This window comes from Serinicoccus profundi (genome assembly GCF_008001015.1).
GTDB lineage: Bacteria > Actinomycetota > Actinomycetes > Actinomycetales > Dermatophilaceae > Ornithinicoccus > Ornithinicoccus profundi.
The window spans coordinates 687,982-710,462 of record NZ_CP042862.1 but is presented as its reverse complement, the minus strand read 5'-3'; the positions used below and the strand labels follow the sequence as shown (position 1 = coordinate 710,462).

Below are 22,481 nucleotides of genomic sequence, written 5' to 3'. Positions count from 1 at the left end.
GGGGCTTACAGTGGCTGCATTGTCTCCCACCCCTACACCCCCGCAACGGAAGGGTCGACCATGTCCGAACGAGCCGGGCTGACGATGGCCGAGAAGCTCTGGAGCCAGCACGTCGTGCGCTCCGTGCAGGGAGAGCCCGATCTGCTCTACATCGACCTGCACCTCGTGCACGAGGTCACCAGCCCCCAGGCCTTCGACGGGCTCCGGGAGAAGGGCCGCCCCGTGCGGCGCCCGGACCTCACGCTGGCCACCGAGGACCACAACGTGCCGACCACCCTCGGCCCGATCACCGACCTGACCTCCCGCACCCAGCTCGAGGCGCTCAAGGCCAACTGCGAGGAGTTCGGGATCGTCCACCACGAGCGCGGCCAGCTCGGGCAGGGCATCGTGCACGTCATCGGCCCCGAGCTCGGGCTGACCCAGCCCGGGATGACGATCGTGTGCGGCGACAGCCACACCTCCACGCACGGCGCCTTCGGTGCGCTGGCCTTCGGGATCGGCACCTCCGAGGTCGAGCACGTGCTGGCCACGCAGACCCTGCCGCTGCGCCCGTTCCGCACCATGGCGATCACCGTCGACGGGGCACTGCCCCAGGGCGTCGGCGCCAAGGACATCATCCTGGCGGTCATCAACCGCATCGGGACCGGTGGCGGCCAGGGGTATGTGCTGGAGTACCGCGGGTCGGCCATCGAGGCGCTCTCCATGGAGGGCCGGATGACGATCTGCAACATGTCGATCGAGGCGGGGGCACGAGCTGGGATGGTCGCCCCCGACGAGACGACCTTCGCCTACCTGCAGGGCCGCCCGCACGCGCCCACCGGTGCCGACTGGGACGCCGCGGTGGAGGCCTGGCGCGACCTGCGGACCGACGACGACGCGGTCTTCGACGCCGAGGTCGTCATCGACGCCACCGCACTGACCCCCTACGTCACCTGGGGCACCAACCCCGGCCAGTCGGTCCAGCTGGGCGACACCGTGCCCGACCCGGCACAGGCCGGCGATGACGACGCGCAGGACACCGCCCGCCGAGCGCTGGACTACATGGGCCTCAGCGCCGGCACGCCGATGCGCGAGATCGGGGTCGACGCCGTCTTCCTCGGCTCCTGCACCAACGGCCGGATCGAGGACCTGCGCCTGGCCGCCGACATCCTGCGCGGTCGGCACGTCGCCGACGGGGTGCGGATGCTCGTCGTCCCCGGCTCGCACGCCGTCCGGCTGCAGGCCGAGGAGGAGGGCCTGGACCGCGTCTTCCTCGACGCCGGCGCCGAGTGGCGGCTCGCCGGGTGCTCGATGTGCCTGGGCATGAACCCCGACCAGCTCTCGCCGCAGGAACGCTGCGCCTCCACGTCCAACCGCAACTTCGAGGGGCGCCAGGGCGCCCGGGGGCGCACCCACCTCGTGTCGCCCGCCGTCGCCGCAGCCACCGCGGTCCGTGGCACCCTCTCCGCCCCGACCGACCTCCACCCCGCCGACGCCCCCCAGGAGGCCCTGGTCTGATGGAACCCTTCACCACGCATACCGGGATCGGCGTGCCGCTGCGCCGCTCCAACGTCGACACCGACCAGATCATCCCGGCGCACTGGCTCAAGCAGGTCTCCCGGACCGGCTTCGACCAGGGGTTGTTCTCGCGGTGGCGGGAGGACCCGTCGTTCGTGCTCAACACCGAGCCGTATGCCCGTGGCTCGGTGCTCGTGGCGGGGCCCGACTTCGGCACCGGCTCCAGCCGGGAGCACGCGGTGTGGGCGCTGCAGCAGTACGGCTTCCGGGCCGTGCTGTCGAGCAAGTTCGCCGACATCTTCCGCGGCAACTCCGGCAAGCAGGGCCTGCTCACCGCCCAGCTGGACCAGGGCGACATCGAGCTCATCTGGAAGATGCTCGAGGCCGAGCCCGGCACCGAGGTCACCGTCGACCTGCCCGGTCGCAGCATCACCTGCGGTGATCTCACGACGACCTTCCAGGTGGACGACTACGTCGCCTGGCGGCTGGAGAACGGCCTCGACGACATCTCCCTCACCCTGGAGCACGAGGCCGACATCACCGCCTTCGAGCAGGCACGACCGGCGTGGAAGCCGGTCGTCACCGCCGCCGTCGACTAGGCCGCCGGGAGCCGTCTGACTTCTGAGTCTGGCATCGGCCGTGCTGCGGCCCCGTGAGTGCAGGACACGAACGCCAGACAATGGCTCAGGCGGACCTCGGACGCCAGCCCCGCTGCCACAAGGCCCTCTTCACCTGCTCCATGAATGCGGCCTCGTCCAGGAGCAGGCCCAGGGCCGGAATCTCGAGGGAGATGTCGCCCTCGAGCGCGCGGTCGTTGCGCCGCCTCGCGTCCGCGACCGGGGCCAGCTTGAGGTAGTGGTGCGCCCCGTTGAGCTCGGCGTGGACGCCGTAGTCCTCGAAGTAGACGTCGAGGTAGATCCTGCCCTGGGCCGTGTGCCGCACCTCCTGACGAGACGGCGCGGGCAGCCCGTGGCGACGGCAGGCGCGGGCGAAGTCGAGCTCGCTGAGCGCCTGGGCGCCGTCGCAGACCAACGGCACCGCCTCCTGCAGAAGGGCACGACGGCGGTGCCGCTGCGTGGTCTCCCACTCCTCGAGCAGCCGCTGCGGCGAGACCAGCCCCTGCTGCACCGGCATCGCGAGCACGGTCAGCGCCTGCCGGTCCGACACCGCCCAGGCCGCCGCCCGCAGGGTGGCGACCTCGGGGGCGGTCCGTGGCGGCTCGGTGCCCAGGGTCCGGCCCATGCGGCGCTGGTGGTGGATGCGCACGCCAGGACGCGGGCGGACGCGGGTCCCCTTGGCGACGCTCACGTGGATCACGCTCTCCTGCCACGAGGTGAGACCGGCCTCAACCAGCGAGGTCACGCCGTCGAGCACGGCACCGGCGCCCACCTCCCAGGTGGCCACGCGCCGCTGCGCCTTCGCGTCGAGGACGGGCCCCACCAGGGAGACCGACCGCCGGCCCACCAGATGCCATCGGCCTGCGTCGATCTCGGCCTGGACCTGGTCATAGGTCAGCCCGAGGTCGTAAAGGTCCTGCCGCCGCACGACACCGTCGTGGCGCCCGCCCAGCTCCCGCGCGACCATCGCCCGCCGTTCTGCCGGCCTCATCGTGACCCCCTCCCCACTCCCAGCATCTCCCAGACCGGCCCGCCCCGTGAGCGGCCTGTGGACAAGAGCCGTCCTCCATCGGTGTCCGGCAGATCCGGTGCTCGGACCCCGGCGATGCAGGACACCCACCGCGGACCCGCGATTGACCTCACGTCAGGATCGTGGGCTAGAGTGACCGCGATGACTCATCTGCTTCTTCTTGGCCGCCGCAGCGAGACCCTCTAGGTCCGGCCCTCGCTGCGGAGTCGCTGGTGTCCCGGACCGCCAGCCCCCAGCGCAGAAGCGAGCCAGACAGATGAGCATCACCACCCCCGCCGACACCCATGTCGTGCGCGCCAACCCCCAGCAGCCGAGCGGTATGCCGGTGAGCCGCTACACGGCATACCCCGCCGTGGACCTGCCAGACCGCACGTGGCCCAGCCGCACCATCACCCAGGCCCCGCGCTGGTGCGCGGTCGACCTGCGCGACGGCAACCAGGCCCTCATCGACCCGATGACCCCGGACCGCAAGCGGCGGATGTTCGAGCTGCTCGTCGACATGGGCTACAAGGAGATCGAGGTCGGCTTCCCGGCCGCCAGCCAGACCGACTTCGACTTCGTCCGGATGCTCATCGACGAGGACCTCATCCCCGAGGACGTCGTCATCCAGGTGCTGACCCAGGCCCGCGACCACCTCATCGAGCGGACCTACGAGGCCATCGCCGGGTGCCGGCAGGCCATCGTGCACCTCTACAACTCCACCTCGACCCTGCAGCGGCGCGTCGTCTTCGACGCCTCCGAGGACGAGATCGTCGACATCGCCGTCCGCGGCGCGCAGGCGTGCAAGAAGTATGAGGAGCAGCTCCCCGCGGGCACCGAGGTGAGCTATGAGTACTCCCCCGAGTCCTACACCGGCACCGAGCTGGAGTTCGCCGCCCGCGTCTGCAACGCGGTGATGGAGGTCTTCGTACCGACCGCGGACAAGCCGGTCATCATCAATCTCCCGGCCACGGTCGAGATGGCCACCCCCAACGTCTACGCCGACTCCATCGAGTGGATGAGCCGCAACCTCGATCACCGCGAGCACGTCATCCTCTCGCTGCACCCGCACAACGACCGGGGCACCGGCGTCGCCGCCGCCGAGCTGGGCTACCTCGCCGGGGCCGACCGGATCGAGGGGTGCCTCTTCGGCAACGGCGAGCGCACCGGCAACGTCTGCCTGGTCACCCTGGGCATGAACCTCTTCACCCAGGGCGTCGACCCGATGATCGACTTCTCCGACATCGACGAGATCCGCCGCACCGTCGAGCACTGCAACCAGCTGCCCGTCCCCGAGCGCCACCCCTACGGCGGCGACCTCGTCTTCACCGCCTTCTCCGGCAGCCACCAGGACGCCATCAAGAAGGGCTTCGACGCGCTGGAGCGGGACGCCGCGGCCGCCGGGGTGCCGGTCGACCAGCACCGCTGGGAGGTCCCCTACCTGCCCGTCGACCCCAAGGACATCGGCCGCTCCTACGAGGCCGTCATCCGGGTCAACAGCCAGTCCGGCAAGGGCGGCGTCGCCTACGTCATGAAGACCGAGCGCAAGCTGGACCTGCCCCGTCGCCTGCAGATCGAGTTCAGCGGAGCCGTGCAACGGCATACCGACAGCGCCGGGGGTGAGATGACCCCCACGCAGATCTGGGACGCCTTCACCCACGAGTACCTCGAGCAGACCGGCCCCGTGGTCCTGCACAACTTCACCACCAGCTACGTCGAGGGCACCAGCGGCCACCAGCACCTGGAGGCCACGGTCAGCGTCGACGGCGTCGACCACGAGATCAGCGCGCAGGGCAACGGCCCCATCTCCGCCTTCGTCACCGGCCTCAACGGTCTCGGCGTTGACGTGCGGGTGCTCGACTACACCGAGCACGCGCTGTCGGCCGGCGAGGACGCGCTCGCGGCGGCCTACGTCGAGTGCGCGGTGGACGGCGAGGTCCGTTGGGGCGTCGGCATCGACCCCAACACGGTCCGCGCCTCGCTGCGGGCGGTCTGCAGTGCGCTCAACCGGCCGCGCCCCTGACGTGGGAGGGGTGCCGGACCACGACCCCGTGACCGCCTCCCCCACCGCCGACCTGCACCCCGCGCCGCGGCGCACCGGGCGCGTGCACCGCGCCTGGTGGGTGGCCCTCGCCGGGTTCGTCGCGATCGTGGGGGCGGCGGGGTTCCGGTCGGTCCCCGGCGTGCTCATCGACCCGCTGCACACCGAGTTCGGCTGGTCGCACGGCACGATCGGGCTGGCCGTCTCGATCAACCTCGTGCTGTTCGGGTTGTTCTCGCCGTTCGCCGCCGCGCTGATGGACCGCTTCGGCATCCGGCCGGTGCTCATCACCGCGCTGCTCCTGCTCGCGACCGGCAGCGCCCTCACCGTCTTCATGACCGAGCCCTGGCAGCTGTGGCTGCTGTGGGGGGTCGTGGTCGGGCTGGGCGCCGGGTCGATCTCGATGGCCTTCGTCGCCACCCTGGTCTCGCGCTGGTTCGTCGCCCGTCGCGGCCTGGTCAGCGGCATCCTCACCGCTGCCGCGGCGACCGGCCAGCTCGTCTTCCTGCCGGGCGTGGCCTGGCTCGCGACCGCCTACGGCTGGCGGGTGCCGAGCCTGGTCGTCGCGGGTGCGGCGCTGCTCGTCCTGCCGCTGGTCGTCTTCGCCGTCCGCGACCACCCGCGCGACCTGGGGCTGGAGGCCTACGGCGCGACGCCCGAGCACCCCACCCCGGCGCGTCCCTCGCGGAAGGGCAACGCGGCCCTGCTCGCCCTCGCCTCGCTGCGGGAGGCGGCCCGGACCCGCGCCTTCTGGCTGCTCGCGGCCGGGTTCGCGATCTGCGGCGCCTCGACCAACGGCCTGGTCGGGACGCACTTCGTCCCCGCCGCGCACGACCACGGTATGCCGCTCACCGCCGCCGCGAGCCTGCTCGCCGTGATCGGGATCGTCGACATCGTCGGCACGGTGGCCAGCGGCTGGTTGACCGACCGGGTGGACCCCCGCGTGCTGCTCGCGATCTACTACGCGCTGCGCGGGCTCTCGCTCATGGCGCTGCCCACGCTGCTCGGCCCGGACGTCCAGCCCAGCATGTGGGCCTTCATCCTCTTCTACGGCCTCGACTGGGTCGCCACGGTGCCGCCGACGGTGGCCCTGTGCCAGCAGCACTTCGGCGAGCGGGCGCCCATGGTCTTCGGCTGGGTCTTCGCCTCCCACCAGCTCGGGGCCGCGGTGGCCGCGACCGGCGCCGGGCTGGTCCGCGACGTGCAGGGCAGCTACACCCTCGCCTGGCTCATCGCCGGGGCGCTGTGCCTCGGTGCCGCGGTCCTGTCATTCATGGTGCCGCGGGTCAGGGAGACTCAGCCCCTGCCGTCACCCAGCAGCGTCTGACCTTCGTCCGTGACCGTCCAGAACGGGTTGTGGGCGATCTCCCACACGTGTCCGTCCGGGTCGGTGAAGACGCCGGAGTAGCCACCCCAGAAGCGGGTGCACGCCGGGCGCAGCACCGTCGCCCCGGCCGCCTCGGCGTCCTTCATCTGCTCGTCGACGTCCGCGGCGCTGGGCAGGTTGACGCCCACCACCTTGCCGCCCCAGGCGTCGCCACTGCCGGGCGTGTCCTCGGTGTCGGAGTCGATGTCGATGCCGGAGTCGACCGCCAGGGCGGCGCGCTCCCAGAGGGCGACGACCATGCCGCCGGCCTGGAAGAAGGCGATGTGGTCCGGGGAGGGTCCGGCCTCCCAGCCGAGCGCCTGGTAGAAGGCGCGAGCGCGCTCGAGGTCGCTCACCCCCAGGGTGAGAAGTGACACGCGCTGATCCATGGCCTCAACCTAGCAATGCGGCCCCGACCCCTGTGCAGCGACCATCGGGCACACTGGGCGGTATGCCGACGCCCGAGCCCGTGGAGCAGGCTCTCGTGCTGCTGCGCGAGCGCGGGGACCGCGTGACCGAGCCGCGACGCCGGGTGCTGGAGGCGCTCGCCTCCCTACCGGGGCACCCTGACGTCACCGAGGTGCATGCCGCCGTGCAGCAGCTCGGGCCGACCCACCTGGCCACGACCTACCGCGCCCTGGAGCACCTGTGTGCGGCGGGGATCCTCACCCACGTGCACCTCGACCACGCTCCCGCCCGCTACCACTTCGCGGCGCAGGTCACCGGCGTCGCGCACGCGCACGCCGCCTGCCGCGGGTGCGGGTCGGTCCTCGACCTGCCCACCGAGGTGCTGCAGCCGGCGCGCGAGCACCTCGAGGCGAGGGGCTACCGCCCCCACCTGGGGCATACCGCGCTGTCGGTCACCTGCCCGGACTGCGCCGCGGCCGACCGGCGAGCAGGTCGCTGACCGTCGCGGCGACCGCCCGGACGACCGAGCTGGCCCGGACCGGTCCGCCGGGGTTGGCGCGATGCCCGGCGAGCCCGTGCACGAGCGCCCCGATCGAGCCGACGTCGCGGGGCGCGACACCCGAGGCGAGCAGCGCGCCGCAGACTCCGGCCAGGACGTCGCCGGAGCCCGCCGTCGCGAGCCAGGGTGGCGCGTCGGCCTGGGTGCGCACCGGCACCTGCGCATCCGGGTCGGCGATCACCGTCGTCGCGCCCTTGAGCAGCACCACGGCGCCGGTGAGGCGCGCCGCGCGGCGGGCGTGGGTCACCGGGTCGGCCTCGACCTCGGCCCGCTCGACACTCGTTTCGCCCAGCTCGGTGAGGAGCGAGGCCAGCTCCCCGGCGTGCGGGGTGAGCAGGGTCGGGGCCTCGCAGCGCAGGTGCCCGGTGCGCTGCCAGTGGCCCAGCAGCTGGAGCGCGCCCGCGTCCACGACGAGCGGCACGTCACTGGCCAGCGCCTGCCGGAACCACTGGATCTGGCGTCGGTCCGCGGTCTCCCCGTCGCGCACGGGCACCCCCGGGCCCATGACCATCGCCTGGATCCGCCCCTGCCCGGGCACCACCTCCGGGCACGCCGCCAGGACGTGGTCCTGCACGCGCTCCGGCCCGAGGTAGCGCACCATCCCGACGCCGGCCTCCAGGGCCGCGCTCGTGCACAGCACTGCGGCCCCCGGGTAGTCCGCGCTCCCTGCAATCACCCCCAGCACCCCCCGGCGGTACTTGTCGTCGCCCGCTGGCGGCACCGGCCACAGCTCGGCCACGTCGGAGGGCTCCAGCCGCTCCACGACCGCGACCGTATCGACCCGCACCCCGATGTCGACGAGCGTCAGCAGGCCGACGACCGGCGCTGTGGCGGGCATGAGGTGCACCGGTTTGAGGACCCCGAAGGTCACCGTCTCGTCGGCGACGGCGCAGTGCTCGGGCGCGGCGAGTCCCTCCGGGTCGGCGCCGCTGGGCAGGTCGACCGCGAGGAGGTATGCCGAGCCGGGCACCGCATCGACGGCGGCGCGCATCGCCCCACGCAGCCCCGGGCGACCGCCGATGCCGAGGAGCCCGTCGACGACGAGGTCGGCCGCGGCGAGGGTCTCGAGCACCGTCGGCGGGAGGTCCTCGGCGTCGGGGGCGACGTCGTGGACGTCCAGCCCCGCCTCGTGCACGTCGGTCAGGCCACCCTCGTGCAGCCGGGACGCGACCCCGACGACCTGCACGTCGCGATCCGGGTGACCGGCCAGCAGGGCCGCCGCGTGCAGGGCGTCGCCGCCGTTGTCCCCCGGGCCGGCAAGGACCACGACACGACCGGCCTGCCGCTGCTCGCAGCGCGTGGCCACCACGTCGGCGAGCCCGCGCGCCGCGCGCCGCATCAGCTCCCCCTCGGGCAGCCCGTCGCGCGCCCGCTCCTCGGCCTCGCGGACGTCCGCGACGGCATACGCCTGGAGCATGTCAGTCCCCCTCCGGAAGGGTGGTCGGATCGGCTTCGGCGATCACCACGGCCGAGGCGACCCCTGCGTCGTGGGACAACGAGACGTGCAGGTGACTGATGCCGAGCTGGTCGGCCCGCGCGCGCACCGTGCCCTGGGTGCGCAGGTGCGGGCGGCCGCTGTCGTCGCGCTCGACCCAGGCATCGGTCCACCGCAGGCCCACCGGGGCGCCCAGCGCCTTGGCCAGCGCCTCCTTGGCAGCGAAGCGGGCGGCCATGGACTCCGGCCGCAGCCCGAGCTCGTCGGCGGTGAACAACCGCTCCCCCAGCCGCGGGTTGGCCTCGATCCGCGCACTGAAGCGCGCGATGTCGACGACGTCGATCCCGACGCCGATGATCACCGGCGACCTCGGGCGCCGCGGACCGCGGGCAGGGGCATCAACACCGGCCTACTCGACCGTGACCGACTTGGCGAGGTTGCGCGGCTGGTCGACGTCCAGACCCTTGGCCGTCGACAGCTGCAGCGCAAAGACCTGCAGCGGCACGACGGTGAGCAGCGGGGCCAGCAGGGGCGACGTGCGCGGCACCCGGATGACCTCGTCGGCGAAGGGCACGACGTCCTCGTCGCCCTCCTCGGCGATGACCAGGGTGCGGGCGCCGCGGGCGCGGATCTCCTGGATGTTGGAGACCACCTTGCCGTGCAGCCCGTGCTCGCTGTCCGGCGAGGGGACGACGATGAAGACGGGCTGCCCGGGCTCGATGAGGGCGATCGGGCCGTGCTTGAGCTCCCCCGCGGCGAAGCCCTCCGCGTGGATGTAGGCGAGCTCCTTGAGCTTGAGCGCGCCCTCCATGGCGATGGGGTAGCCGACGTGGCGGCCCAGGAAGAGCACCGAGCGGGAGTCGGCCATGAAGGAGGCGATCTCCTTGACCCGGTCCATCGTGCCCAGCAGCGCCTCGATGTGCGCGGGGATGCCCTGCAGCTCGGCCATGATCTCGGCGGCGCTGCGGCCGTAGGACTCGCCGCGCAGCGAGGTGAGGTAGAGCCCGAGGATGTAGGACGCGGTGATCTGGGCGAGGAACGCCTTGGTCGAGGCGACCGCGATCTCCGGACCGGCGTGGGTGTAGAGCACGGCGTCGGACTCGCGCGGGATCGTCGAGCCATGGGTGTTGCAGATGGAGACCGTCTTGGCGCCGAGCTCCTTGGCGTGCCGGACGGCCATGAGGGTGTCCATCGTCTCCCCGGACTGGGAGATCGAGACCACCAGGGTCCGCTCGTCCACCACCGGGTCGCGGTAACGGAACTCGTGCGCGAGCTCCACCTCCACCGGGATGCGCGTCCACCGCTCGATGGCGTACTTCGCGACCATGCCGGCATACGACGCGGTGCCGCAGGCGACGATGACGATCTTGGTGACCGCCTTGAGGTCCTCGACGGGGATGTGCAGCTCGTCGAGCACGAGGTTGCCCTCGGCGTCGGTGCGGCCGAGCAGGGTGTCGGCGACGGCGTGCGGCTGCTCGTGGATCTCCTTCTCCATGAAGGTGTCGTAGCCGCCCTTCTCGGCGGCCGCGGCGTCCCAGGTGACCTCGTAGGTCTTGCCGTCGCTGGGCGAGCCGTCGAAGTTGATGACCGAGTAGCCGTCGGGGGTGATCGTGACGATCTGGTCCTGCCCCAGCTCCAGCGCCTGTCGGGTATGCCCGATGAAGGCCGCCACGTCCGAGCCGAGGTAGTTCTCCCCCTCGCCCAGGCCGACGACGAGCGGGCTGTTGCGGCGTGCCCCCACGACGACGTCCGGCTGGTCGGCGTGCACCGCGAGCAGGGTGAAGGCACCCTCCAGGATGTCGACGACGGCCCGCATGGCCTCGGTGAGGTCCGCGGTGTCCACGAAGGCCCGGTCGAGCAGGTGGGCGACGACCTCGGTGTCGGTCTCGGAGGTGAACTCGACGCCCTCGGCGAGCAGCGACTGCTTGAGGGCGTGGAAGTTCTCGATGATGCCGTTGTGGACGAGGGCGAGCTTGCCGCCCTGCCCGCCGCGGTGCGGGTGGGCGTTGGCATCGGTGGGACCACCGTGGGTCGCCCACCGGGTGTGCCCGATCGCGGTGGACGTCTCCGGCAGCGGGGCGTCGACCAGGGCCTGCTGGAGGTTGGTCAGCTTGCCGGACCTCTTGCGGGTCGCGACACCACCCTGCTCCACGACCGCCACGCCCGCCGAGTCGTAGCCGCGGTACTCGAGGCGACCGAGCCCCTCCATCACGACGTCGAGGGCCTTCTCGCTGGTCCGAGGACCGACATATCCGACGATTCCGCACATGGGGTCAAGCCTACGTGCCGCGGCGCCGGAGCACGGCATCCGCAGGGCCCGGCACGTCCCGGTGCCGCACTTGGCACAATGCCACCCATGGGTTCGCAGGGCAACGCCGCCATCCCGTCCCCCTACGTGGAGCTCGACCGCCACGACTGGGCACGGCTGCGCGAGGAGCATCCGATGCAGCTGGACGCCGCCGACGTCGAGCGGCTGCGCGGTCTCGGCGAGCGCCTGGACCTCGCGGAGATCGAGCAGGTCTACCTCCCGATCAGTCGGCTGCTGTCCTTCTACGAGCGCGCCATCGGCCGCCTGCACCACGTCACGAGCGACTTCCTCGACGAGGGTCACGAGCGCACCCCCTTCGTCATCGGTGTGGCGGGCTCGGTGGCCGTCGGCAAGTCGACGACCGCGCGCATCCTCAAGGAGCTCATCTCGCGGTGGGACTCCGCCCCGAAGGTCGACCTGGTCACCACCGACGGCTTCCTCTTCCCCAACGAGGTGCTGGCACGGCGCAACCTCATGCCGCGCAAGGGCTTCCCAGAGTCCTACGACCGGCGGGCCCTGCTGCGCTTCGTCAGCGAGGTCAAGGCCGGCAAGGCCGAGGTCCGGGCCCCGGTCTACAGCCACCTGGTCTACGACATCGTGCCGGAGGAGCAGATCGTCGTCCGACGCCCGGACGTCCTCATCGTCGAGGGCCTCAACGTCCTGCAGCCGCCGCGCGCCCACGACAACGGCCGCGCCGGTCTGGCGGTGAGCGACTTCTTCGACTTCTCGGTGTATGTCGATGCGCACGTCGGCGACATCAAGCGCTGGTACGTCGACCGCTTCCTCGAGCTGCGGCAGACCGCCTTCGCCGACCCGGACTCCCACTTCCACCGCTACGCCACCCTCACCGACGACGCGGCGGTGGACATCGCGGAGAACATCTGGGACACCATCAACGCCCCCAACCTCGTCGACAACATCCTGCCCACCCGCAGCCGCGCCACCCTCGTGCTGCTCAAGGGCTCCGACCACAGCGTGGACCGCGTCCGGCTGCGCCGACTGTGAGGTCGGCCACCGGGCCGCGCACCCCGGACGGCACCGGGTTCAGGCCCTTCTGGGTCGCGAGCACCCTGGGCTTCATCGCGCTGTCGATGACGACCCTGGGCATCGACGTCCTGGTGATCCGCTCCCTCGGCGCGAGCGAGGCCGAGGTCGGCATCGTCCGCGCGGCGCAGTTCGCCCCCTATCTCGTCGTCGGTCTGCTGGCGGGCGCCCTCGTGGACCGGTGGCGCCGCCGCCCGACCCTCGTCCTGACCCATCTCGCCCGGGGCGTGGTGCTCCTGCTCATGGCGGGCCTCTGGTGGCTGGACGTCCTGACGGTATGGCGCGTGGTCGCGCTGGTCCTCGTGGCCGGGACGTTCGCGGTCTTCGGTGCCGCCGCGGAGCAGTCGGTCCTCCCCGACCTCGTCCCCCGGGGCAGGCTCGTCGACGCCAACGCCCGCCTCGGCCAGTCCATGACCGTCGCCCAGTCGGCGGTCCCGCCGCTCGCGGGCGCCCTCGTCGCGGCCCTCGGGGCGGCCTCCGCGCTGGTCCTCGGCGGGGTGGCACGGCTCGTGGCGGCCCTCCTGGTGAGCCGGCTCCCGATCGAGGGGACGCCCCCGGACCCGCGACCCCACCGCGCGATCGGCGGCGAGATCGCGACCGGGCTGCGGTTCATCTACGGACACCCCACCCTGGCCCCGCTGGCGATCTCGACCCACCTGTGGTTCCTCGCCAACAGCCTCGCCCTCACCGTGCTCGGCCTCTTCGCGTTGCGGGGTCTCGGGCTGGACGCGCTCGCCTACGGGCTCGTCCTGGCCGCGGTCGGCGTCGGCGGCGTCATCGGGGCCGTGGCCGCACCGGCGGTGGGCACCCGCCTCGGTGAGGGCGACGCGATGATCCTGGGCCGCCTGCTCTGCACGCTCGCCTGGCTTCTCGCCGTCCTCACGCCGGAGCACGGCGAGCTGACGGCACTGCTCGTCCTCGGAACCTCGCAGGCGCTCTACGGCTTCGCGATGGGAGTGGAGGACCCCAACGAGATGGGCTACTGGCAGGCCGAGACCCCGCGCCCGCTCCTGGGCCGGGTGAACGGCTCCCGGCGCACGGTGAACCGCTCGGTGGCGGTCGTCGGGGCGCTCCTGGGTGGCCTGCTGGCCTCGGCGCTGGACTACCGCGGTGCGCTCGCGCTCGCCGTCGGGGTCTTCCTCGTCGCGACGCTCGTCGCGGTCCGCTCGCCCGTGCGGGGCGCCCGCCTTGGGGCAGACCCCTCCTCCTGAACGATCCCGCGACGGCCCCCTCGGTCGTCACCTCTGTCCCTCCTGCCACGAGGAGCCAGGACATCCGTCTGTGCGCGCTCCATTCCCTGCATTCGCCCTGCGCACAGACGGTTTTCCTGGCAGGCAGAGGCTGATGTGGCACATGGGGCGACGGAGGTATGCCGCGTCGGACCCCAGTCCGACACTCGCGCGACGGCGCAGGGAGGTATCAGTCCATCCGGGCGTAGCGGGCACGGGCGAAACTGTAGACCCCGTAGGCCACGAGCCCGACCGCGACGACGACGAGCAGCGCCGTGCCGAAGGGCTGGCCCGCCAGCATCTTGAGCGCGCCGTCCATCCCCTGTGCCTCCTCCGGGTCGGCCTGCCAGGCGGCGATGGCGAACAACCCGCCGACGACCAGCAAGGCGACCCCCTTGGCGATGTAGCCCACCATGCCGGTGACGGTGACGCCGGTGCCCAGCGACGCGCCCCCGGTGGACTTCAGGTCCTCGAGGAACTTCTTGGTGGCGCCCTTGTAGAGGTGATAGCCCCCGACGCCGATGACCGCGAGTCCGACGATCCCGACGAGGACCCGGCCCAGCGGTGCCTGCATGAGGGTGGCCGTGAGGTCCTGGCTGCTCTGCGAGCTGTCCGAGCTGCCGCCCCGCGCGAACGTCAACGTCGTCAGCCCCAGCGCGGCATACAGCACGCCCTTGCCGACAGCCTTGACCCGGTCACCGATCTCGCCGCCGCCCAGCAGCCCGTCGAGGAGCTGGAAGAGCGCCAGCGCGAGGAACCCGAGGACGCAGACCCAGAGGATCAGCGCACCGGCCGGGGCCTCCCGCACGGCCTGCAGCGCACCGCCCTGGTCGGCCTCGCCGCCGCTGCCGAGGGCCACGCGCAGGGCGATCCCGCCGATGAGGACGTGGATGAGGCCGCTCGCAGCGAACCCGATGCGGGCGAGCTTCTCCAGCCACGGGTGGTCGGCCACCTGCCGGGCCTTGCGGGATCCCTCGTGGACGATGTCTCTGCTCACGCAGGCGAGCATGACACCACCCCCGGCCGCAGCGCGACCGGGGGTGGTGGGAGGTATGCCGGGTGCTCGGCTCAGTACCAGTTCACGGCCTGGGAGTGGGCCCAGGCGGCGCACGGCGAGCCGTAGCGACCGGAGATGTAGCCCAGCCCCCACGAGATCTGCGTGGCGGGGTTGGTCTGCCAGTCGGCGCCGGCGGTGGCCATCTTGTTGCCCGGCAGCGACTGCGGGATGCCGTAGGCGCCGGAGCTGGGGTTCATCGCGGTGTGGTTCCAGCCGGACTCCTTCTGCCAGAGCGAGTCCAGGCAGCTCCACTGGTCCATGCCCCAGCCGTAGCTGCCGAGCATCGACTGGGCGATCCCGCGGGCGTCACCGCTGTAGACCGGGGTGGGCTCGGGCTCCGGCTCCGGCTCCGGCTCCGGCTCGGGCTGCGGCTCCGGCTGGGGCTCGGGCTGCGGCTGGGCTGCCGCGCGCTCCTCGCTGCGCGACGCGGCCTGCTCCTGCTCCGCACGCTCAGCCGCGGCGGCCTCGGCCGCCGCCTGCTGCTCGGCGGCAGCCTGCTCCGCAGCCGCGAGCTCGGCCGCGCGCTGCTCGGCGGCAGCCTTCTCGGCGGCGGCACGGCGCTTCTCGGCCCGCTCGGCCGAGATGCGCTCGGCCTGCTCCTGCACGGTCTTGAGGCTCTCGTCGCGGACCCCGGTGGAGACACCGAGGGCGTTGGCCTGGTCCGCGCGCATCTGCTTCATCTCGGCGAACATGCCGGTGGACTCGCTGGCGGCGGTGTCGCTCAGGGCGGCGACGGCGTCCGCGGCCACGGTGGGCGAGAACTGCCCGACCGAGGCGCGCAGGGCGTCGGTGGAGGCGTCCGGCTCGGCCGTGCCGGCTCCGGCGGTCGCGGCATACGTCGCGAGGCCGAGGGATCCGGCGGCGATGGAGGCGGTGACCGCGATGGCGGCGGGGCTCATCCGGCGGCCACGCGCGTGGCGGGCCTGCTGGTCATCGGTCAGGGGGGCATGGGGCATGGGCACAACTTCCTCGGTCGGGATGCCGCAGTCGCTATCGCGGTGGTGCAGGGAGGCCCACAGGGACGATCGCGAGGGATCCGGGGCCGGGCGGCGTTACCAAAACGTGATGTACCCCTCTACGGTGCCCGGTAGGCGGGTACGGCGTCAAACCCTGACGGCCAGACGTGGTGAAGGTCACACTGGCTTGGGACCCGTGTGACGCACGTGGCGATTACGCTATGCCACTCCTGTCACAGCAGCGCGTCCGCCCCCTCCAGCATCTCCGTCACCAGTGCGGCGATCGGGCTGCGCTCACTCCGGTGGAGGGTCACGTGGGCGAAGAGGGGGTGACCCTTGAGCGCCTCGATCACCGCGGCCACGCCGTCGTGACGCCCCACGCGCAGGTTGTCGCGCTGCGCGACGTCGTGGGTCAGCACTACCCGCGAGCTCTGACCGATCCGCGAGAGGACCGTGAGCAGCACGTTGCGCTCCAGGCTCTGCGCCTCGTCGACGATGACGAAGGCGTCGTGCAGGGAACGACCGCGGATGTGGGTCAGCGGGAGCACCTCGAGCATGTCCCGGTCCAGGATCTCCTCGACCACCTCCTTGGAGACGACGGCGCCGAGGGTGTCGAAGACCGCCTGCGCCCACGGGCCCATCTTGTCGCCCTCGCTGCCCGGGAGGTAGCCCAGCTCCTGGCCACCGACGGCATACAACGGGCGGAAGACGATGACCTTGCGGTGCTGGCGGCGCTCCATCACCGCCTCGAGACCGGCGCACAACGCGAGGGCGCTCTTGCCGGTGCCCGCGCGCCCACCGAGGCTGATGATGCCGACGTCCGGGTCGAGCAGGAGGTCGAGGGCGATCCGCTGCTCGGCCGAGCGGCCGTGCAGCCCGAAGGCGTCGCGGTCGCCCCGCACGAGCTTGATGGCGTGGTCGGGAGTCACCCGCCCCAGCGCACTGCCGGAGGCGCCGAGGATCGTGAGGCCGGTATGCGTCCGCAGGCCGGCGGCTCCGGGGTGCTCCAACCGGCCGCTGTCGTAGAGCTGGCGCATCTGCTCGTCGTCGACCTCGATCTCAGCCATGCCGGTCCAGCCGCTGTCCACGGCCAGCTCGGCGCGGTACTCCTGCGCGTCGAGCCCGACCGCCGACGCCTTGACCCGCATCGGGAGGTCCTTGCTCACCACGGTGACGTCGTGCCCCTCGGCCGAGAGGTTGGCCGCTACCGCCAGGATCCGGGTGTCGTTGTCGCCCAGCCGGAAGCCCGCCGGCAGCGCGGTCGGGTCGGTGTGGTTGAGCTCGACCCGCAGCGTGCCGCCGGCCTCACCCACCGGAACCGGCTCGCTCAGCGTGCCGTTGGCCACCCTCAGGTCGTCGAGCATCCGCAACGCCTGCCGGGCGAAGTAGCCCAGCTCGGGGTGGTGGCGCTTGCCCTCCAGCTCGGTGATGACCACCACCGGCAGCACGACCTCGTGCTCGGCGAAGCGCAGCAGGGCGCGTGGGTCGGAGAGCAGCACCGAGGTGTCGAGGACGTAGGTCTTGCGACCGGTCTCGGGCAGCGCGTCGAAGGGGACGACCTCGCGGTCGAGGACGTCGGCGGTGGTCGTGCTGGGGCGAAGGCTCATGCGGGCTCCCTCGGGGACACGCGCCGGCCGGCTACGCGTCGAAGGCGATGGGCGGTCCGGGACCGGGCCACACCACGGCGTGAGCCGGAACCGGCCCTCCGCCTGAGCCTGAGCTCCATGTGGTAGGCCTCCCGAGAGGCGAGACGGGGCGTCCCGCGTCTGCTCCGACGGTATGCCGCGGGCCCGCCGCTCCACGCACGCGCGCGCGGCGTGTCGCTCAGCTGCCGAAGCGGCGCTCCCGCTCGGCGTAGGCGCGCAGCGCGCGCAGGAAGTCGACCTTGCGGAAGTCGGGCCAGAAGGCCTCGCAGAAGTAGAACTCGCTGTGCGCGCTCTGCCACAGGAGGAAGCCACCCAGCCGCTGCTCCCCCGAGGTGCGGATGACCAGGTCGGGGTCGGGCAGGCCCCGGGTATAGAGATGGGCGGCGATGTCCTCAACCGTGACCGTGGCCGCGAGCTCCTCCAGCGTGGCCCCGGACGCGGCGGCGTCCCGCAGCAGCGACCGCACGGCGTCCGCGATCTCGCGCCGACCGCCATACCCGATCGCGACGTTGACCACCATCCCCTCGACCTGCTCGGTCCGGTCGGCCGCCCCGGTGAGCCGGTCGGCGGTCGGGCCGGGTAGGAGGTCCAGCGCACCGACGACCCGCACCCTCCACTGCCCCGTCTGCGCGAGCTGCTCCACGACCCCCTCGATGATCGCCAGCAGCGGCTCCAGCTCCTGAGCGGGGCGGTTGAGGTTGTCGGTCGAGAGGAGCCAGAGGGTGACGACCTCGACTCCCGCCTCCTCGCACCAGCCGAGGAAGGGCACGATGTTCTCCGCGCCCGCGCGGTGGCCGTCAGCGGTCTCCGCACCACGCAGCCGCGCCCACCGGCGGTTGCCGTCGAGCATGACGCCGATGTGCCGGGGCAGCGCGTCGCTGGGCAGGTGTCGGCGCAGCGAGGAGTTGTAGGCCCGGTAGACCAGGTCCCTCGGCGTCGGCATGGCCCCAACCTACCGGCAGGGGCTGGGCGTCCGCTGCACCGCGAGGGCGCCTGCGTGGGCAGCCACCACCAACCTACGGTTTCGTAACCTACGGTTGCGTAAGTTAGCCTGGAGACATGCCCTCCAGCCCTGCCCCGAGCGCCGTCCCCGGACCGCTCGGCTCCGTCGTCGACCAGATGAAGCCGCACCTGCGCGGCTGGTTGCACCTCGGTATGGTGCCGGTCGCCCTGGTCGCGGGCGCCGTTCTCGTCGCCCTCGCACCGACGACGGGCGCCGCGGTGGCCTCCCTGGTCTTCGCCATCACCGGGGTGCTGCTCTTCGGCACCTCCGCGCTCTACCACCGCGGTCGCTGGAGCCCCCGGACGGCCCGGCTGCTCAAGCGGTGGGACCATGCCAACATCTTCCTCATCATCGCCGGCACCTACACGCCCTTCGCCGTCCTGCTCCTGCCTCCGGGGCAGCAGCGCCTGCTGCTCTGGGTCGTGTGGTCGGGCGCCATCGCCGGGGTGTTCTTCCGCGTCTTCTGGGTCGGTGCACCGCGTTGGCTCTACACCGGGGTCTACATCGCCCTCGGCTGGGTGGCGATCTTCTTCCTCGTCCCCATGTGGCGCACCGGAGGCCCGCTCGTCGTCGGCCTCATCGCCCTGGGCGGGCTGTTCTACACCCTCGGCGCGGTGGTCTACGGCCTGCGCCGCCCGGACCCCTCGCCGCGCTGGTTCGGTTTCCACGAGGTCTTCCACGCCTTCACCGTCGCCGCCTTCGCCTCCCACTGGGCCGCCGCATACCTCAGCCTGAGCACAACCTCGACCCCCCTGTCCTGACCATGAGCTACGCGAGGTGACGTAGGCCCCGCCCCTCTCGGGACCGACCACGGCCTAGCACGAGCTCCATCGGAAAGATTGCCGATGGAGGTCGTGCTATCCCCACGTTGGTCCCGCTGCTGACCCGCGAACGGTCATCAGCCGATCGGGTCGCCGTCCTCGGGCTCGTCGCGGCGGGAGTTCCGCTCGGGCGCCGCGTCGCGCTGCTCGCGGGCCTGCTGCTCCTGCTCCAGACGGGCGTCCTCGGCGCGCCGCATCCGGCGCAGCCGCCGGGTGAGGTCACGACCGAGGAACCACACCGCGAGGGCCAGGCCGAAGAGGACGAGGAATCCGCCCAGTCCCGCCGTGATCTCGACGCCGGTGTCGTTCACTCCTCGTGCCCCTCGCCGCGGCGCACGTCATCGACACCGTCCCCGTCGGCGTCACCGTCCTCGCCGCCCGTCGAGGTGGCGTCGGCGTCCAGCGGGGGCAGCGGGGGCTCACCCTGGTGCGCCAGGACCAGCGCACCCTGCGCGTCGCGGTCGTGCGCCTGCGCGCCGAGCGCGTCCAGCTCCGGCAGGTCCATGCTGCGCAGCCCGGCGAAGAGGTCGTCCTCGGGCAGGTCGACGGTGACGAGGGAGCGCGCGAGCTCGTAGTCCTCGGTGGGCCAGACCCGCTGCTGGATCTCCAGCGGCACGCGGAACCACGGGCCGTCCGGGTCGACCTGGGTGGCGTGGGCGCGGAGGGCGTCGTCGCGCACCGAGAACTGCTCGCCGCACGGCACCCGCGTGGTGAGGACCCGCCGGGGGCGACTCCCGAGGTGCTTGCGCCAGTCCGCGAAGGGCGGCTCGTGCCCGGCCTCGACCATCGCCTCGTCGAGGCGGATCATGCGCTGGGGGTCCCAGCCGCTGTAGTAGACCTTGAGCGGCTGCCAGGGTGCCCCGGCGTGCGGGTAGGCCTCGGGGTCCCCGGCGGCCTCGAAGGCCGCCATCGTCACGACGTGGGTCATGATGTGGTCGGGGTGGGGGTAGCCACCGTTCTCGTCGTAGGTCGTGAGCACGTGCGGGCGGAACTCCCGGATGACGCGGACCAGCGCCTCGGTCGTCACCTCGAGGGGCTCGAGCGCGAAGCAGCCCTCCGGCAGCGGCGGGAGCGGGTCGCCCTCGGGGAGGCCGCTGTCGACGAAGCCCAGCCAGGTATGGCTGATGCCCAGGATCTGGGCCGCCAGCGCCATCTCGTCGCGGCGCACCTGCGTGATGTCGCGGACGATGTGCGGGTCGTCCTTGAGCTTCTCGTTGAGCACGTCCCCGCGCTCTCCCCCGGTGCACGAGACCACGCGGACGTCGACCCCCTCGGCGACGTAGTGCGCCGTGGTGGCGGCACCCTTGCTGGACTCGTCATCAGGGTGGGCGTGCACCGCCATGAGGCGCAGGCCGCGTCCCGTGGTGGTCATGGGCGATCCTTTCCGCGTGGCACCGACCCGGGGCGACGTCAGGGTCGGCCCGTGGGTGCCGGACAATGGTGGTGGTGCCGCTACCGGCACCCGCTCATCTTCTCACTCCCCCGGAAGGCAGCCGCACGTGACCGCCCCCAGCGCCCAGCCCGGCGACCCCCGCCCCCCGGCCGACGACGCACCGGACTGGGACTCCATCGAGGAGCAGGCCGAGGAGGCCGACCGCGCGGCGCCGCGGCAGCGTCGATGGTGGACGATCGGCCTCGTCGCCGTGCTCGTCATGAGCACCCTGGCGGTGATCTGGGGGTTGGCGGCCACGCGGGGCAGGGTCCACTGGGTCAACACCGGCTTCGACGTCATCTCCGAGGCCCAGGTGGACGTGCGCTTCGACCTGCGCCGCGACCCCGACCGGGAGGTCGTCTGCACCCTCGAGGCGCAGGCCGACTCGCACGTGGTGGTCGGTCGGACCCAGGTGAGCGTGCCTCCCGCGGACAGCTCACCGAGCCGCCACGTCGAGAGCGTGGCCACCGCCTCCCCGGCGATCACCGGCTACCTCGACCAGTGCTGGTATGCCGACGAGGCGCCCCGTCAGGAGTGACGGAGCGCCTCGGCACGGTGGGGCAGGTCAGGCCTGGTAGGGCACGGCCTCCACGATCTTGACCTCCACGGTGCTGCCGTTGGGCGCCTCATAGGTGACGGTCTCGCCCGTCTTGCCCCCGAGCAGGGCCGACCCCAGCGGCGACTGCTCGCTGTAGACGTCGAGGTCGCTGTCGTCGTCGATGATCTCCCGGGAGCCCAGGAGGAACGTCTCGGTGTCCCCGAACATCTCGACGGTGACGACCGTGCCCGGCTGGACGACGCCCTTCTCGGTCGGCGCGGCACCGACGACGGCGTTCTGCAGCAGGTGCTCGAGCTGGCGGATGCGGGCCTCCATCTTGCCCTGCTCCTCCTTGGCCGCGTGGTACCCGCCGTTCTCCTTGAGGTCACCCTCCTCGCGGGCCGCCTCGATGCGCTTGCTGATCTCCGAGCGCCCGTCGTTCTTGAGCTGGTTCAACTCGGCCTCGAGGCGGTCGTAGGCTTCCTGCGTCAGGTAGCTGGCTGCTGCGGTGTCGGTCACTGCTTCTCCTCATATGGTCTCGCGTGGACGCGCGGCATCGGCCTGGTCCTCGTGGCGATCGTGTGGGAGGAGCGTCACGCGTCTGCGACTCGCCCCAAACACAAGGTCCGGGCCACCGAAGGGCCCGGACCGTGGATCAAACGTCCATTCTAGCCCGCAGGGGCCCGGGAGTCGACCCCGACGGACCCTGCCGGCCCTGGCGGCACCACTGCTCGCACGGCCCGGGGCCGGGTGGGACACTCGGATGATGCAGCGCACCAACACCCTCCCCGGACGCCCCACCCCCCTGCCCGACATCCCCGAGCGCCACGTCGTGCTCGGATCCTCGATGCACGGCCCCTGGCCCGAGGGCACCGAGGTCATGACGGTGGCGATGGGATGCTTCTGGGGCGCGGAGCGGATCTTCTGGCAGCTGCCTGGCGTCGTGACGACGGCGGCCGGCTACCAGGGCGGCACCACCCCCAACCCGACCTACCGCGAGGTCTGCACCGGGCATACCGGTCACACCGAGGCCGTCCTCGTGGTCTACGACCGGGCGGTCACCGACCCCGAGCAGCTCCTCAAGGCCTTCTGGGAGAACCACGACCCGACGACCGCCAACCGGCAGGGCAACGACATCGGCACGCAGTACCGCTCGGCGATCTACTGGACGACGCCGGAGCAGGAGCGTGCCGCGCGGGCGACGGCGAAGGCCTTCGGCGAGGTCCTCTCCCGGGCCGGTCACGGTCGGATCGTCACCGAGGTGAGGCCGGCGCAGGACGCCGGTCCGTTCTACTACGCGGAGGAGCTGCACCAGCAGTACCTCCACAAGAACCCGGGCGGCTACTGCAACCACGGCCCCAACGGCTACACCTGCCCCGTGGGCCTCGTCCCGCAGGACCAGCTGCCGTCGCAGACCTCGATCGCCCCGCCCGACTGATCCCACCGCGCCCCCGGGCGGCATTCACCGGACGTCCAGCGTGGTCGGTCTAGACTCCTGCGACAGCAGATCCCGGG

The 22,481-nt window shown here is 72.1% G+C and carries 22 protein-coding genes; 10 read left to right on the top strand and 12 right to left on the bottom strand.

Translation table 11 applies throughout. The annotated features are described in order from the left end of the window. The first annotated feature begins 60 nt into the window (after positions 1 to 60). Together leuC and leuD are read left to right on the top strand one after the other, a co-directional pair. Positions 61 to 1,497 carry a 3-isopropylmalate dehydratase large subunit gene (leuC, locus tag FA582_RS03360; RefSeq protein ID WP_010149195.1) on the top strand — a complete coding sequence of 479 codons (1,437 nt, stop codon included), beginning with the start codon at positions 61 to 63 and terminating at the stop codon, positions 1,495 to 1,497. Further along, positions 1,497 to 2,096, top strand: coding sequence for a 3-isopropylmalate dehydratase small subunit (gene leuD / locus FA582_RS03355; RefSeq protein ID WP_010149196.1), 600 nt, complete (start codon positions 1,497 to 1,499; stop codon positions 2,094 to 2,096). Before leuC ends, leuD begins: the two co-directional genes overlap by 1 nt. A gap of 85 nt (positions 2,097 to 2,181) precedes the next feature. Here leuD and FA582_RS03350 read toward each other — a convergent pair whose 3' ends face one another. After that, entirely contained in the window at positions 2,182 to 3,105 is a 924-nt protein-coding gene (locus FA582_RS03350) for a hypothetical protein (RefSeq protein WP_029541858.1), read from the bottom strand. Between the two features lie 295 nt (positions 3,106 to 3,400). On the opposite strand from FA582_RS03350, the gene leuA reads away from it, so the two are divergent. Both leuA and FA582_RS03340 read left to right on the top strand, forming a co-directional pair. Further along, positions 3,401 to 5,146: a 2-isopropylmalate synthase gene (leuA, locus tag FA582_RS03345; protein ID WP_010149198.1), complete on the top strand. Its 1,746-nt coding sequence runs from the start codon at positions 3,401 to 3,403 to the stop codon at positions 5,144 to 5,146. Positions 5,147 to 5,174: 28 nt separating this feature from the next. Further along, complete coding sequence (locus tag FA582_RS03340; protein WP_202798115.1) at positions 5,175 to 6,491, top strand: MFS transporter; 1,317 nt, start codon at positions 5,175 to 5,177, stop codon at positions 6,489 to 6,491. Here FA582_RS03340 and FA582_RS03335 read toward each other — a convergent pair. Further along, a complete protein-coding gene (locus FA582_RS03335) occupies positions 6,461 to 6,919 on the bottom strand; it encodes a VOC family protein (protein ID WP_010149200.1) in 459 nt (152 codons plus the stop codon). The two genes, FA582_RS03340 and FA582_RS03335, sit on opposite strands and share 31 nt — an antisense overlap. A 62-nt stretch (positions 6,920 to 6,981) precedes the next feature. Here FA582_RS03335 and FA582_RS03330 point away from each other — a divergent pair, with 62 nt between their 5' ends. After that, positions 6,982 to 7,437, top strand: coding sequence for a Fur family transcriptional regulator (locus tag FA582_RS03330; RefSeq protein WP_010149201.1), 456 nt, complete (start codon positions 6,982 to 6,984; stop codon positions 7,435 to 7,437). Here the strand turns inward: FA582_RS03330 and FA582_RS03325 are convergent. From FA582_RS03325 to glmS, 3 genes are read right to left on the bottom strand one after another with little or no spacing between them, the layout of a single operon-like run. Beyond that, positions 7,391 to 8,914 carry an NAD(P)H-hydrate dehydratase gene (locus FA582_RS03325; RefSeq protein WP_010149202.1) on the bottom strand — a complete coding sequence of 508 codons (1,524 nt, stop codon included), beginning with the start codon at positions 8,912 to 8,914 and terminating at the stop codon, positions 7,391 to 7,393. The genes FA582_RS03330 and FA582_RS03325 overlap by 47 nt on opposite strands. 1 nt (position 8,915) lies before the next feature. After that, positions 8,916 to 9,293, bottom strand: coding sequence for a holo-ACP synthase (locus tag FA582_RS03320; RefSeq protein ID WP_010149203.1), 378 nt, complete (start codon positions 9,291 to 9,293; stop codon positions 8,916 to 8,918). A 48-nt stretch (positions 9,294 to 9,341) separates the two neighbouring features. Then, positions 9,342 to 11,201, bottom strand: coding sequence for a glutamine--fructose-6-phosphate transaminase (isomerizing) (gene glmS, locus FA582_RS03315; protein ID WP_010149204.1), 1,860 nt, complete (start codon positions 11,199 to 11,201; stop codon positions 9,342 to 9,344). 87 nt (positions 11,202 to 11,288) lie between these two features. Between glmS and coaA the strand changes: the two genes are divergently transcribed. Together coaA and FA582_RS03305 are read left to right on the top strand one after the other, a co-directional pair. Beyond that, positions 11,289 to 12,245: a type I pantothenate kinase gene (gene coaA, locus FA582_RS03310; protein ID WP_010149205.1), complete on the top strand. Its 957-nt coding sequence runs from the start codon at positions 11,289 to 11,291 to the stop codon at positions 12,243 to 12,245. Beyond that, on the top strand, positions 12,242 to 13,495 hold the full coding sequence (locus FA582_RS03305; RefSeq protein ID WP_010149206.1) for an MFS transporter: 1,254 nt from the start codon (positions 12,242 to 12,244) through the stop codon (positions 13,493 to 13,495). The genes coaA and FA582_RS03305 overlap by 4 nt, the downstream gene beginning before the upstream one ends. A gap of 208 nt (positions 13,496 to 13,703) precedes the next feature. On the opposite strand, the gene FA582_RS03300 is transcribed toward FA582_RS03305, so the two are convergent. The 4 genes from FA582_RS03300 to FA582_RS03285 all read right to left on the bottom strand — a co-directional run bounded on the left by FA582_RS03300 (position 13,704) and on the right by FA582_RS03285 (position 18,115). Further along, on the bottom strand, positions 13,704 to 14,522 hold the full coding sequence (locus FA582_RS03300) for a DUF1206 domain-containing protein (RefSeq protein WP_010149207.1): 819 nt from the start codon (positions 14,520 to 14,522) through the stop codon (positions 13,704 to 13,706). Positions 14,523 to 14,581: 59 nt separating this feature from the next. Next, on the bottom strand, positions 14,582 to 15,526 hold the full coding sequence (locus FA582_RS16595; protein WP_010149208.1) for an aggregation-promoting factor C-terminal-like domain-containing protein: 945 nt from the start codon (positions 15,524 to 15,526) through the stop codon (positions 14,582 to 14,584). Positions 15,527 to 15,759: 233 nt separating this feature from the next. After that, positions 15,760 to 17,133, bottom strand: a complete 1,374-nt coding sequence (locus tag FA582_RS03290) for a PhoH family protein (RefSeq protein ID WP_010149210.1) — start codon at positions 17,131 to 17,133, stop codon at positions 15,760 to 15,762. Between the two features lie 217 nt (positions 17,134 to 17,350). Beyond that, positions 17,351 to 18,115: an isoprenyl transferase gene (locus FA582_RS03285; RefSeq protein WP_010149211.1), complete on the bottom strand. Its 765-nt coding sequence runs from the start codon at positions 18,113 to 18,115 to the stop codon at positions 17,351 to 17,353. A 116-nt stretch (positions 18,116 to 18,231) separates the two neighbouring features. Here FA582_RS03285 and trhA point away from each other — a divergent pair, with 116 nt between their 5' ends. Then, positions 18,232 to 18,936 (top strand): PAQR family membrane homeostasis protein TrhA, encoded by a 705-nt coding sequence (gene trhA / locus FA582_RS03280; RefSeq protein WP_010149212.1) that lies wholly within the window; start codon positions 18,232 to 18,234, stop codon positions 18,934 to 18,936. 137 nt (positions 18,937 to 19,073) lie between these two features. On the opposite strand, the gene FA582_RS03275 is transcribed toward trhA, so the two are convergent. Both FA582_RS03275 and mca read right to left on the bottom strand, forming a co-directional pair. Further along, positions 19,074 to 19,307 carry a hypothetical protein gene (locus FA582_RS03275; protein WP_010149213.1) on the bottom strand — a complete coding sequence of 78 codons (234 nt, stop codon included), beginning with the start codon at positions 19,305 to 19,307 and terminating at the stop codon, positions 19,074 to 19,076. Beyond that, positions 19,304 to 20,368: a mycothiol conjugate amidase Mca gene (gene mca / locus FA582_RS03270; RefSeq protein WP_010149214.1), complete on the bottom strand. Its 1,065-nt coding sequence runs from the start codon at positions 20,366 to 20,368 to the stop codon at positions 19,304 to 19,306. Before mca ends, FA582_RS03275 begins: the two co-directional genes overlap by 4 nt. 127 nt (positions 20,369 to 20,495) lie before the next feature. Between mca and FA582_RS03265 the strand changes: the two genes are divergently transcribed. Then, positions 20,496 to 20,966, top strand: coding sequence for a DUF4307 domain-containing protein (locus FA582_RS03265; protein ID WP_010149215.1), 471 nt, complete (start codon positions 20,496 to 20,498; stop codon positions 20,964 to 20,966). 27 nt (positions 20,967 to 20,993) lie between these two features. Here FA582_RS03265 and greA read toward each other — a convergent pair whose 3' ends face one another. Next, positions 20,994 to 21,485: a transcription elongation factor GreA gene (gene greA / locus FA582_RS03260; RefSeq protein WP_010149216.1), complete on the bottom strand. Its 492-nt coding sequence runs from the start codon at positions 21,483 to 21,485 to the stop codon at positions 20,994 to 20,996. Between the two features lie 244 nt (positions 21,486 to 21,729). On the opposite strand from greA, the gene msrA reads away from it, so the two are divergent. Further along, on the top strand, positions 21,730 to 22,404 hold the full coding sequence (gene msrA / locus FA582_RS03255; RefSeq protein WP_010149217.1) for a peptide-methionine (S)-S-oxide reductase MsrA: 675 nt from the start codon (positions 21,730 to 21,732) through the stop codon (positions 22,402 to 22,404). The last annotated feature ends 77 nt before the right edge of the window (positions 22,405 to 22,481 follow it).